Annotated in this window: 9 protein-coding genes; 5 read left to right on the top strand and 4 right to left on the bottom strand. The window is 56.3% G+C overall.

Features of this window, described 5'->3' with window-relative positions; all coding sequences use genetic code 11:
* Window positions 1–124: 124 nt before the first annotated feature.
* On the bottom strand, window positions 125–679 hold the full coding sequence (locus tag RIB44_15535) for a helix-turn-helix transcriptional regulator (protein MEQ8617986.1): 555 nt from the start codon (window positions 677–679) through the stop codon (window positions 125–127).
* Between the two features lie 157 nt (window positions 680–836).
* Between RIB44_15535 and RIB44_15530 the strand changes: the two genes are divergently transcribed.
* Window positions 837–2156, top strand: a complete 1320-nt coding sequence (locus tag RIB44_15530) for an NAD(P)-binding domain-containing protein (GenBank protein MEQ8617985.1) — start codon at window positions 837–839, stop codon at window positions 2154–2156.
* Between the two features lie 110 nt (window positions 2157–2266).
* On the opposite strand, the gene RIB44_15525 is transcribed toward RIB44_15530, so the two are convergent.
* Window positions 2267–3523 (bottom strand): inositol-3-phosphate synthase, encoded by a 1257-nt coding sequence (locus tag RIB44_15525; GenBank protein ID MEQ8617984.1) that lies wholly within the window; start codon window positions 3521–3523, stop codon window positions 2267–2269.
* 264 nt (window positions 3524–3787) lie between these two features.
* Between RIB44_15525 and RIB44_15520 the strand changes: the two genes are divergently transcribed.
* From RIB44_15520 to RIB44_15505, 4 genes are all read left to right on the top strand, one after another.
* Window positions 3788–4993 (top strand): amino acid aminotransferase, encoded by a 1206-nt coding sequence (locus RIB44_15520; protein ID MEQ8617983.1) that lies wholly within the window; start codon window positions 3788–3790, stop codon window positions 4991–4993.
* Between the two features lie 448 nt (window positions 4994–5441).
* A complete protein-coding gene (glgA, locus tag RIB44_15515) occupies window positions 5442–6947 on the top strand; it encodes a glycogen synthase GlgA (GenBank protein ID MEQ8617982.1) in 1506 nt (501 codons plus the stop codon).
* 318 nt (window positions 6948–7265) lie between these two features.
* The gene (locus RIB44_15510; protein MEQ8617981.1) at window positions 7266–8219 is read left to right on the top strand and encodes a DUF4931 domain-containing protein; all 954 of its coding nucleotides are present in this window, start codon (window positions 7266–7268) and stop codon (window positions 8217–8219) included.
* A 262-nt stretch (window positions 8220–8481) separates the two neighbouring features.
* Complete coding sequence (locus tag RIB44_15505; GenBank protein MEQ8617980.1) at window positions 8482–10668, top strand: DUF1926 domain-containing protein; 2187 nt, start codon at window positions 8482–8484, stop codon at window positions 10666–10668.
* Window positions 10669–11069: 401 nt separating this feature from the next.
* On the opposite strand, the gene bioD is transcribed toward RIB44_15505, so the two are convergent.
* The gene (gene bioD / locus RIB44_15500; protein MEQ8617979.1) at window positions 11070–11753 is read right to left on the bottom strand and encodes a dethiobiotin synthase; all 684 of its coding nucleotides are present in this window, start codon (window positions 11751–11753) and stop codon (window positions 11070–11072) included.
* Between the two features lie 66 nt (window positions 11754–11819).
* On the bottom strand, window positions 11820–12677 hold the full coding sequence (locus RIB44_15495) for a shikimate dehydrogenase (GenBank protein ID MEQ8617978.1): 858 nt from the start codon (window positions 12675–12677) through the stop codon (window positions 11820–11822).
* Window positions 12678–13179 lie beyond the last annotated feature (502 nt).

The raw sequence follows: 13179 nt of genomic DNA, 5'->3' as shown, positions 1-13179 counted from the left end.
CTGGATGAGCCGGATTGACGAGATCTTTTTAGACGGGATTTACAGGATGAACAGGATTGTGTTTTGATCCTGAGAATCCTGTTGATCCAGTCTAATTCTTCTCTTGTTGATCTGGCTTATCCTGTTATCCGGTCTTTCTTACTTGAGGCGTCGTGCCGTCCACCGCACTCGCTCGTTCATACAACATCCCAATAAAATCTCGCAGCAAGTCGGCCTGGTCGGTTTCCAAAAGCAAGGCAGCTTGGTTGAGTAGCTCGCGGCGCTGGTTCATCGATTCGGCCAGGGCGAGGGTCCCCTCTTCGGTCAATTCCCCGCCGACACCCCGATGGCTGTAAAGTTCGTCGAACTGCTCAGCAGTCCAGCCAGCGAACATCTCGGGATGTTTCTCGATCGTGGCTGCCGCGGTGGGGTTGGTCGCCCGGTCGAAGGCGGCTTGCTCCGCGGCACGGGAGGGCTCGCGGAAGAGCTCATCGGTGCTTATTCCCAGCCCGGTCGCCAGTTTATGGATCGTACGCGCGTGGGGGCGGGTTTGGTCGCGCAGCAGGCTCCGTAGCGTGCGTTCATCCAGACCAGTGGCCTCAACCACGTCGGCGAACGTCATGTCAAAACGAGCCATTAGTCGGCGGATATTTGCCCCGAAAAGCATTTCGGCAGGCGAGGGCGGTGCGGAAATCGGCATAGTGAATTTGTGTACACTAATTAGTCGCGGGTGTCAAGGCTTGTAGTTCCGTCTTTAGGCGGCTCTCGCCCGCTCATCCCTACATCTGCCGCCTAAAGGCGGAACTACGAACTTCAAACCCTTGGATTCGCTCGCAGTTCCAACTAGAAGTGAGGGGATGGCCTCAGAGACCGACAGAGCAACTGAAGAAAAGTATTGCATCCTCGGCGCCGGCTCCTCGGGCTTGGCGGCAGCGAAGAATTTCCTGCAAGCGGGTATTCCGTTTGATTGCCTGGAACGCGAGGACGACCTCGGGGGGAATTGGTATTACGGTCGCCCGGCGAGCAGCATCTACGCTTCGACGCATCTCATCTCCTCGAAGCGGCTCACCGAGTTCACCGACTTCCCCATGCCTGAGGAGTATCCGCAGTACCCGGGGCACGAGCTGGTTTGGAAGTATTTTCAAGACTATGCGGCACACTTTGGATTGCGGGAACACATTCAGTTCAACACGACGGTCAAACGAATCGCTCCCTCTAGCGAAAGTGACTGGCAGGTTGAGTTGGAGAATGGTGAAACGCGACGATACCGTGGCGTTGTGATCGCTAACGGCCACAATTGGGACCCGCGTTGGCCCGATGAACGCGAACAGTACGGCAGTGAGTTTACCGGCGAGCACTTGCACTCAAGCGAGTACAAGACGCCCGACGTCATACGGGGTAAACGGGTGCTCGTAGTTGGGGGTGGGAATTCGGGATGCGAGTTAGCGGTCGAAGCGGCCATCCATGCTGATCGAGCGTTGTTAAGCACGAGACGACGATATCCGGTGTTACCGAAATTTTTCCGAGGCAAGCCGATTGACCAGTGTCATGAACTGTTGCATTGGTTGCGGTTTCCGTTGTGGGCACGTCGCCTAGCCGCCCGCGGCGTGATGCACCTGACGCTGGGACCCTCGACAAGAACAGGTGTTCCTACGCCCGATCACCGGCTCTTCGAAACGCACCCTGTGATCAATTCACAAATCCATCACCATGTGGGCCACGGCGACTTGCAGTTGAAGCCCGACATTCGCGGCTTCGAGGGGCAGCAGGTGGAATTCGCCGACGGCACCATCGAAGAGATCGACCTCATCATCTACGCGACCGGTTTTCGCGTGAGTTTTCCCTTTGTTGATGAGCAGCATTTGAATTGGAGCAACGGCGCCCCCGAACTGTTTCTAAACATCTTTCACCCCCAGCGCGACGATCTGTTTTGTATCGGACTCATCCAACCCGATAGCGGACAGTGGGGGCTTGTCGACTATCAGTCGCAGTTAGTGGCAAAGTACATACAGGCGAGGCAGCAAGAATCAACGCGATACGCACGTTTTCAGGAGTTGAAGAAAGTGTCGCAGCCGCAGGACTACGGAGTGAAGTTCAAGAATTCACCCCGTCACCGGCTTGAGGTCGAGCATTATGGCTATCGGAAGCGGCTCAAAAAGTTGATTAAGTCACTGTAGCCATCTCGCTCCGCGGGATGAAAGCGGCGTATCGAAAGACATTGCGCACTTTTGTGATGTAAAACGCGTGTTGGCGGCGTCGCAGTTCATATCGCGGAGCGATATGGCTACTATGTTGCCCAAGCCAGTAGTCGCTCATACTGCGCGGCAAACGATTGATCGCCCTCGCCGAGCGGGCTCTTGAAGAAGCTCGCGAGGAATTCCAACGCACCAACCTCACAACGCTGCTGAGCGAGCAAGGTAAAACGCGCGAGGTCGAGCACCAGTGGGGCGGCCAACAGCGAGTCGCAGCCTTGCCACGTGAATTGCAAGGTCATGGGCGTATCGAGAAAGCCTCGGAAGTGGATGTGATCCCAGGCCGTTTTCCAATCGCCCAGACTTTCGATGTGTTCGATCGAAATATGCGATTGGGGATCGTACCCCAAGATGTCGCCGAGCAGGTTGCCTTTACTGGAAAGCTTGGCCTGCTTGTTCGCCGGGTCGTCTAGCACTTTGCCATCGAGATTGCCGAAGATGTTGTGCCCGACCCAGCTCATCACTTCCAAGTGACGAGCGGCAAACATCGGAGCGAGGACGCTCTTGAGCAGCGTCTCTCCGGTCTTACCGTCACGTCCCGCATGGCAAGTTTCTCGCTGGCGAGCCAAGTCGTCGAGAGCCGGCAAAGCTGAGCCCAGCGACGGGGTGAAGTTGACGTAAGGCATTCTCCCGTTGAGCGCGGCAATGGCGTAGAGAGAACTAGCGGGCAGTCGGCAGTCGGCAGTGGGCAGTAACTCTTTAAACGCTTCCCACTTGGTGGGCCAAGAGTTTGATTCGCTCGGGCTCACTTCGGTTGAAGCGAGATTGATAACTACGACCTGATCGAGCGAATTCGCTTCTTTAAACTCCGCCAGGTCTGCCCGGACCGCCGCTACTACTTCTTCACCAGTCTTGGCCGTGGGGGCTTTAGCACCCCGGTCCTCTCCGCTGCTCCGGCCTGCTGAAGCAGGGCCGGCCAGGGAACGAATTCGTTCGCCAACGTTCCACAAAGTTCCGGGGCGAATCCGCTTTTCAATTTCCTCGAATTCACTACGGCACGCTTCCACAAGCGTCGGCGAAAGTACTCGGCTGGTGGTGTGCAATCGCTCTAGTTCCTCAATGAGTGGAGCCTCACGAATATCGTGACCGCCGACAACGAAATCGTTCCATCGGGCCAAAGGCAGCGGTGCGAAAGGGGGGAGCGAACTCACTAGCCCACTGTTACTCGAAAGACCCCGTTGTTGAGCAATCAGCCCGGCCATCGTTGTCACGGCTACTCCGCCACGCGCGCCGATCAGCCACAGACCAACTTTGAGCTGGGAGTTTTCCTCAGAGGCTTGGGTCGGCGACATGTTCAAAGGGGGGAACGTGGAGGGCGGAAGGGGGAAGGAGATGGCGGACTAGGAACTAGCCCAAGGACGTTCTATGATATTATTCTCGCACGGCATATTGCTGCCGGTCAACGACTTGATTTCTTAGTTCATTTATCAGCCGACTTTGTTTTATCAACGAATTGCACGAATCTCACGAATTGTTTTCGAGGGATCATTCGTGAGATTCGCGCAATTCGTTGACAGAAGCGAACCTGCTCAAAACTTTATTTTGACAATGAAGCGATGTTAGAGAAAATCCAACCCGCCCCAGCCGATGCCATCCTCGGCCTTACCGCTGCCTACAATAGCGACCCTCGTTCGGAAAAGGTGAACCTGAGTGTAGGCGTCTACAAAGACGAACAAGGGAAAACGCCCATCTTGGAGTGTGTCAGCACCGCGGCAAAGCAACTAGCTGAAGAGGCGGCCACCAAATCGTACCTGCCAATTCCAGGACTGCCCGAGTATCGCGAAGCAGTCTGCGAGTTACTCTTCGGCGCGGGTCACGAAGTCATCGAAACGGAGCGCGTGGCGACCGCCCAGACCCCGGGAGGCACGGGGGCGTTGCGCGTGGTGGGTGAGTTCATCAAGGCGAACCTTCCCGGAGCGACCCTCTGGCACAGCGACCCGACTTGGCCGAATCATCCGAATGTGTTTGCCGCCTGCGGGCTTGAGCTGAAGAAGTACCCCTACTTTGACGCGGAGCAGAACCGACTCGACTTCGAGGGGATGCTTGCAGCGCTGAAGCAGATTCCTGCTGGTGATGTAGTCTTGCTTCACGGTTGCTGCCACAACCCAACCGGCGTGGATCCGACGGTTGCGCAGTGGGAAGAAATCGCCAGTGTCTTGCGCGAACGGGGCGTACTGCCACTGTTAGACTTCGCCTACCAAGGCTTCGCCGACGGCATCGAGGAAGACGCCGCCGGACTTCGAGCTTTTCTTAGCGAGGGCGCCGAACTACTGATTTGCAGTTCCTTCAGCAAGAATTTCAGCCTTTACCGCGAACGTGTCGGTGCGTTGGCTGTGGTTGGCGCGAATGTCGAATCGGCAAGTGCATTGCAGACGCAAGTCAACGCGGTGATTCGCAAGCTCTACTCCAACCCGCCCGCCCACGGTGCGGAGCTTGTGAACACAGTTCTTCGCAGCAGCACGTTGCGAGCCCAGTGGGTGCAAGACGTGGCGGACATGCGGAGCCGCATCAACAATATGCGACAAGGCTTCGTCGATGCTTTGGAGGAAGCGGGCGTCCCCGGCGATTATTCGTTCATCACCCAGCAACGCGGGATGTTTTCGTTCAGCGGACTAACCAAAGAACAAGTGGACGCCCTGCGTGACGAACATGCAATTTATATTGTTGGCTCGGGGCGAATCAACGTCGCTGGGCTGACTCCGTCGAATTTGAAGTATGTGGCAGAGGCAATCGGCTCAGTCGTGGGGCAAACTGTTTCGTAATCGATACCAAGACTGATTGAACCACAGAGGGCACGGAGAACACGGAGGAAGATTGTTGAGGATCCATAAGTAGGTAGGCACCAACCAGCCCTCATCAGAGATTCGATGGGCAAGATAATTAGACTTTGGATTGTGAAGCAGGATTGCATGGCACACGCTATGTGTGTGGCGGAGTGCCCCGAGGTATTTCAGATCAACGAAGGAGATACGACAGCGTCTATAAAAACGGACGCCGAGAGCTACTACATAAGCCATCATGATCAAATACGATCTGCAAAAGAGTGTTGTCCTATGGATTGTATTTGTATCGAAGAAGCAAGTGTGCACTAGATTCACTATAAGTTTCGTTCCTTGAGAATGTCTGATTAATTCAGTTTATCTCCGTGTTCTCCGTGCACTCTGTGGTTCAAATAAAAAGCTGAGTAATCTCAAACATAAGAGCAATCCTGTGAACGTACTCTTCGTAACCAGCGAAGCCACGCCCTACGCCAAGACCGGCGGCTTGGGCGACGTCTGTGGCAGCCTTCCGCAAGCGTTGGTCGAGCAGGGCGTGCGGACGACGCTCGTCATGCCTGCGTTTCGCTCGATTTACGAAGCGGGGTTGGAGATTGAACCGACTGACATCCACTTCGAAATCCCCGTCGGCAAGAAGCTGGTCGAAGGGCACTACTTGAGGGGGCGTCTCCCAGAGTCTGACGTCACCGTCTACTTCGTCCAGAACCAGGACTACTTCGACCGCCCCGAACTTTACAACGAGGCGGGCGAGGATTACGACGACAACAGCGAACGCTTTATTTTCTATAACCGAGCGGCTCTCGAAGCGATTCCTAAGCTGGGCCTCGACATCGATCTGGTCCATTGTCACGATTGGACCGCCGGGCTGGCACCAGCGTATTTGAAGACCGTCTACAACGATCATCCGCAATTGGGCCGACTGCCCTCGATCTTGACGATCCATAACCTCGCCTATCAAGGCAACTTCTGGCACTGGGACATGGCCCTCACTGGGATCGACTGGAAGCACTTCAACCATCATGAGATGGAATACTACGGCCAGTTGAGCTTCCTCAAAACGGGCATTGCCTTTGCCGACGCGGTCACCACGGTTAGCCCCACCTACGCCCGAGAGATTCTCGAGCCGCCGCTCAGTTGCGGGTTTGAGGGCATCCTGCAACATCGCCGTGACGACCTTTCGGGAATCATCAACGGCGTTGACTACTCTGCTTGGAGCCCTGTGGCCGATGAGTTCCTTGGCGAGAACACTTTTAACGCTGACACATGGCGAGAGGTAAAGCCCAAGTGCAAAGCCGAGCTTCAGCGAAGAATGGAGTTGCCCCAGCAACCAGAGGTCCCACTTCTAGCCGCGGTGGGGCGACTGGCAGATCAGAAGGGCTTTGACCTGATTGCTCGCGTGATGCGTGACTGGGCGGAGCAAGGCAACGCCGGAGACCCGATTGCCCAGTGGGTGATTCTGGGGACGGGTGCTCCCAAGTATCACTCAATGTTGGCCGACCTTGCCTTGGAGTTTCCTGATCGGATAGCCGTTCGTTTAGAGTTCTCCAATGAACTGGCGCACGTCATCGAGGCGGGGGCCGACATGTTCCTGATGCCCAGCCAGTACGAACCGTGTGGGCTGAATCAACTCTACAGTTTGCAATACGGCACCGTACCTGTGGTACGCGAAACGGGCGGCTTGAACGATACGGTCGTCAACGCCCACAAAGAAACGATCGAGAACGGCACCGCGACCGGTTTCACGTTTTATGACTATTCTGCGTATGCTTTAAGCGAAACCCTGCACCGTGCTTGCGGCATTTATAACAGCCCCGACACGTGGGCTCAGATCGTGTCCACAGGAATGCGGCAAGACTGGTCCTGGGGTCGCAGCGCGGGTGAGTATCGCGAGTTGTATGAACGGACGCTGGCAAAGAAAATGGAAGCGGTCGCGGGTTGAGTCGACTATCTTGCAGCGGAATCGACAGATCGCCATGAAGGTCCCTCGGCCTCAGTTTAGAGTACGTGGACTTCTATTGGCAACTTTTTGGTTGGCTGTTTGTGTCTCTTGTTACGTGACGATTACCAGGCTTCATCGCGTCAGGGTGTCTTCACCTTACGAAGTTCCACTGACTCACGTGATGATGCTTGCTCCTTTTCTGGCCGTTGCTGCACTATTCGGGCGCACTTGGTTGGGCGCATTGGTTGGGGTGGTCAGCCTAGGTCTGTTTTGGATGTTTTTTATGCGTTGTGAGCGTGGGAACGAGGAAAGCAGGCAATGAACCAGCTCCGCATCGATCCACTCACCGGCCAGCAGGTACTAATCGCCGCGGATCGAAGCTTGCGACCGCAGGACTTCGTCGTTGACGATTCCCTCACCGAGCGTAGCTCGCCGGCTAGTAAACGCGGTTGCCCTTTTTGCGCCGGTCACGAGCAAGAAACGCCTCCCACGGTCGCAGAGAGTTGCGATGAGCAAGGCAATTGGCAAGTGCGAGTGGTTCCCAACAAGTATCCGGCAGTCACCGGAGAGCTTGGGATGCATGAAGTGATTATCGAGTCGCCGGAGCATGTCACCGATCCTGCAGATTTGGATGTCCAGCAATGGACGCGGATTCTAACCGTCCAGCGTGATCGTTTGCGGTATTGGCTCGCTGACAAGCGGTATCAGTCCGTGGCCCTTTTCAAGAACGCTGGCCCTGCTGCAGGTGCTTCGCTTGCGCATGTGCATAGCCAGCTTACGGCCTTTCAGTTTCTTCCGCAGGGATTCGCCCACGAACTGAGACGAGCCGATGCGTATCGAAGAGAACGGGGGGATTGCTATTTCAGTGCAGCGGTTACCGAAGCTCAAAGTAGCGGGGACCGGCTTGTCTTAGCGGATAAGAATTTCACGCTGCTCTGTCCCTACCCAGCACGCCTCCCCTACGAGACTTGGATTTTGCCAAACGAACATCAGCCGCGTTTCGAACAAGTTCGTGACCAGGTGATCGCTGGTTTGGCTGAGGTGCTTCTGACACTGCTGAAGGCCCTGGGCAGCTTCTTGCCTGATGCGGCTTACAACTTGATGCTGCACACAGCTCCGGCAGTCGACGACTTTGACGAATCTTATCGTTGGCACTGGAAACTGCTTCCTCGCACATCTAGGCTGGCCGGGTTGGAGTTGGGCAGCGGGGTGATGATCAATTCCGTCGCTCCAGAACTCGCCGCGGAGCGCCTGCGGTCAACGATTCATTAAAAAGCTCTCCGTCGCTCGCGGGCTAGTTTTTGCCGGTCCCGTAACTTGGGTACTCTCCGTCGCCCACACGCTTCCTACCGATCTTGCGGTGAGAAATCTCTGCGAATCACCGCCGTTTCACCGATTCGGGGCCGCGACGACTGGCGATAATCAGGCAAAAACGCAATGCTATTAGAATTGTCGCGTCGCACATCATCGGTGCAGCGACGATTGTCCGCAAAGTTTTCCTACCGGCCTTGCCGCTGAGTATTACGCGATCGCTATGAATCAACCTCTCCGCCTAGTTCTCGTCCTGCATAATCATCAGCCCATCGGCAACTTCGATGGCGTGTTCGAGCAGGCGTACCGCGATAGTTACCTGCCGTTTCTGGATGTCTTCGAGCGGTACGAGGGCTTGCGGATCGCGCTGCACACGAGCGGTTCGCTGATGGAATGGCTTGACCAGCACCACCCCGAATACGTGGATCGGCTCGCCGGGCTCGTCGCTACGGGGCGTGTAGAAATCGTCGGCGGGCCGTTGATGGAACCGATCCTCCCGATGATTCCTTCGCGTGATCGGATTGGCCAGATCGAAGCGTACCGCGATTGGCTCGAGAATCGCCTCGGAGCGAAAGTCCGCGGCATGTGGATGCCCGAGCGTGTTTGGGAGCAATCGCTCACCAGTGATGTCGTCAAAGCAGGAATCGAGTACACGGTACTCGATGACTTCCACTTTAAGAATGCGGGCCTCGCGGACGAGCAACTCGACGGGTACTACGTCACCGAAGACGATTGCCATCTGTTGCGCGTCTTCCCCGGCAGTGAACGGCTTCGCTATCTTCTTCCCTTCCAAGAACCGCATGAGACGATTGACTATCTGCGGAGCGTTGCCGAACGTCGCCCTGGTGCCGTGATGGTATTCGGCGACGATGGCGAGAAGTTCGGCACGTGGCCGGGAACGAAGGAGCATGTCTACGAACATGGCTGGCTCGATCGTTTCTTCCAAGCACTCCTGGAGAATAGTGATTGGTTAAAGGTTACCACGCCGACCGAAGCTCTGGAGAACGTGCCGCCGTTGGGCAAGGTTTATATTCCTGAGGGGAGTTACCGCGAGATGACCGAGTGGTCGTTGCCCGCGGCTCGGATCAATCAATACGAGGATGCTCAGCACGATCTGCAGGACGCAGGCCATTGGGACGCGATTCAGCCTTTCGTACGTGGTGGCTACTGGCGAAACTTCAAGGTGAAGTACCCTGAAACGAACGTGATGTACTCACGCATGCAGATGGTGAGCCGTCGTTTGCAGGACGCGATTGACCGAGGAATCGAAGGGGAATTCATCGAACAGGCCCGCCGTGAACTCTACCGCGGACAGTGCAACTGCAGTTACTGGCATGGTGCCTTCGGCGGCATCTATTTGCCACACCTTCGTAATGCGGTGTTCGAGAAACTCATCGCCGCGGACAATCTTTTGGACCAAGCTGAGGGTCGCGGCTGGCGAAACGAAGGGAACTTTGTCGAGGTCACGGCAGCAGATTACAACTTCGACGGGCGGCAGGAAGTACGCTTGGTCAATAACCGGTTGATGGCCCTGGTTGCTCCTGCTCAGGGTGGCCAAATCTACGAGCTCGACGTCAACAGCATCTGCCATAACTTAGGGGCTACGCTTACTCGTCGAGCGGAAGCATACCATCGCAAAGTCCTCCAGGGTGAGAATCACGGCGATGACGGTGCGGCCAGCATCCATGATCGCGTCGTGTTCAAGCAGGAAGGCCTCGACGAGCGACTGCAGTACGACGCGTATCGTCGAAATTCGTTAGTCGATCACTTTTACGCTGATGATGTCCCGTTTGAGCAAGTCGTCTCCGGCACCGCTGAAGAACGCGGAGACTTTGTCCATGGCAGCTTCGAATCGAAGCTCCGCCGCGGGGAAGGTCGCGTTCAGTTGCAGATGTCACGTCAAGGAAACGTGAACGGCCGCGAGATCAAGCTGACGAAGGGAATTACGCTCAATAGCAACGGTTCAACTTTAGAGATCGCTTATCTACTGGAGAACTTGCCTAGCGATATCGGTCTTCATTTGGCTCCTGAGTTCAATTTCTCGGGACTTCCTGCCGGAGCGGACGATCGATACTTTACCGACCAGGACGGCAATGGCATTGGACAACTTGGAACACAGCTCAATCTCGAAGCGACATCCGGACTGGGGCTTGTCGACCGCTGGCTGGGCATTCGCCTGGGCCTCACCTTCGAGCGTCCGACGCCCGTCTGGGCCTATCCTGTAGAAACGGTGAGCCAAAGCGAAGGCGGCTTCGAACTCGTTCACCAATCAGTGGCGGTCGTTCCGCACTGGGTGGTGATCCCCGACGCCGATGGTCGCTGGAGCGTCACCATGCGTCTAGAAATCGACACCAGCGAGGCTGAGAGCCGCATGGGGGAGTCGGCTGAGGTGCAAGCCGTACCGACCTAGCGGAAGCTCGCTCTTACGCCGAAGGCGATAAGCAACATAGCCCAGGGTTCGATCATCACGAGCCCCAGCGAGTGTGATCGTACCCTGAGTAAAGGTGTAACAACCAGAATCGACCGAGCAGCAAGGTGTGTGTACCGGAAGACCGCAACCGAGGTCGAAATGGGAAAGGTTTGGCTCGGCCCTTTGCGACCTCGTACATGTGCCGCCGGTAATCACACCTTTTTGCTCGGTCGCTATGTGGTTCGCAATACTTCCCCAGGGTACACCCACACTCGCTGGGGCTCGTGATGGGTGAACCCTGGGCTATGGGGTGTAACGCCTTCGGCGTATCACAAAGGACGAATCTTTATCAACGCTGCGGTTGCACGAAGTCCATCTCAAAGCCTTCGCCCATCAACTGTTCAAAACACACTCCGCCAATCGACAACACCTGGAATACTCTCTTCGCCAAACCCAGCACTCGCCAGCAACGGCACCTCGAATTCACGAAGTCTGCGAGACAGCTCTACTGCGTTCGTCGCCAAACTTGCGTCGTCCGTTCGTGGTTCGACTTGATTGAGCACGACGCCAACGAGAGGGCATTCCGGAGTCCGTGCTTTCGCCGTGATGACCGTTTGTAGCGTATCGTTGATCACACCGAGTCGATTGGCCGCCACGATCAGTAGGGCGGCACCTAAGTCGCGAGCCATGTCGGCGTTGAAGTCGGAGTCCGACAGCGGTGACATCAAACCGCCCGCTCCTTCAACGAGTACGCGATCGTAGTTTTGCCGCCAGATTTCGATTCCGGTACGTAAGAGCCTCGTATCGACGGTCTTTCCTTCTTGTGCTGCCGCTGTCGGCGGGGAGAGCGCAGCGAGGAACTTCTGGGGGCACACCTCGTCCAGCGAGCGAGGTTCCCCAGCAGCTTCCCAGAGAGCAAGGGCATCGTCGGCGATCAGTTCTGCGCCCTCAAGTCGACAGCCGCTGGCAACCGGTTTGTAAACCCCCACGCTTTCGCCACTGGCGACAAGCGATCGTGCGATCATCGCTCCGATGTGCGTCTTGCCAACTTCGGTGCTGGTGCCGGTGATGAAGAGCGTGGGCATAGTGCTTAGGGCCCGTTGTGCGGACCAACTTCATGGAAACGAACTTTATGGTCCGCATTGCGGACCCTACAGCGCCAAAAACTCCTCAACCGCCTCGCGCATCGCAGTGCGGTCCGCTTGCTCGCCGGTCCAGATTTCAAACGCCGCGGCCGCTTGCTCGACGAGCAACGTCAGTCCGTCGACCGTCGGACAGCCTTGGTCGGCTGCTTGGCGAAGTAGCCAAGTCTCCGGAGGGTTCGAGACGACATCTGCTACCGTAACGCTGGGGGTGAGACTTTCCACCACAATCGGCAACGGCTCATCAGGCGATAGTCGACCCACTTGGGTTGCGTTCACCAGTAAGTTGCACTCTTCAGCAACGGCGAGCGGTTCACCCGCGGGCCACGGTTCCACAAAGCAGTTCGCAAGTGGCGTCTGTTCGACAAGCCCGTTGACGAACTGCTGCAACGGTTCGGGTTCGTGGCAGACAAAAGTCAGTTCTCCGACGCCAGCGAGCGCCATTTCAGCTGCGGTCGATCGCGCCCGCAATCCGCCGCCAAGAATGACTACTGAGGCATCTTCGAGGTATGCCGTTTGTTCAACGAGTTTCTTCAGCGAGGCCCCCTCAGTATTGTGGCCGAGCAGACCTTGTTCAGTCAGTTGAACGCAATTCACCGAACCACTCACGCGTGCCGATTCGGTGAGCTCGTCTAATAAGGCGGGTGCTGCCGCTCGGTGGGGCGGTGCGAGCATGACGCCGCGAAAACCAAGCACTCGAACGCCGTCTAAGGCACGCTCAAAGTCTTCTTCGACGACTTCAAACGTGAGAAACCGCCAATCCAGGTCCGCCACGGCAAAGGCCGCCTCCAGCATATAATGCCGCGGGTTACCCGCCACGGGCTGGCCCATGAGGCAACAAATGTCTTGTTGGGGCTGGCTGGACATCAAAAGTGGGTAGTCGGCGGTAGGCAGTGGGCAGTAATGTCTAGCCCGCGAGCTACGTCTCGCGGAGTTGTCATTCTCGCTTGAATACAGCCCCTTTTCAACGGTTGGCTTGCTTGAGAGTTCGTGGTGTAAACTTGAAGAAGAGAAACTCGCTCCATCAGAACGCTAGCACGACTATGCCCACCTTCTATCAACGACCGCTGACTTGGTTGCTTGTCGGTCTGTGGGCTCTATTAAATCTTATGCTTCTAGCAGGAGTTTTTTACGAGGGCTGGGTTTTCGGCGGCGGTGTCGTGTTTGGCCAGATGTTTCTGGTCTCCAAGTGGGTAGTAGTTGGCAAGTACCACTGGCTATGGAGGGTAGCGATGGCCGTGCTCTTGGTGCCTTGGACGGCCGTTTTGATCATTTGTTGGCAGGACTTGAAATATGATCTTGAGTCTTGGGGGCGAATTTCTGGCGCGTGTTGCCTATTAGTCTTGGCAACATGCTTTGGTGTTGCACT

The sequence above is a fragment of the Lacipirellulaceae bacterium genome (genome assembly GCA_040218535.1).
Lineage (GTDB): Bacteria > Planctomycetota > Planctomycetia > Pirellulales > Lacipirellulaceae > Adhaeretor.
This window is presented reverse-complemented; position numbering and strand designations above follow the sequence as displayed.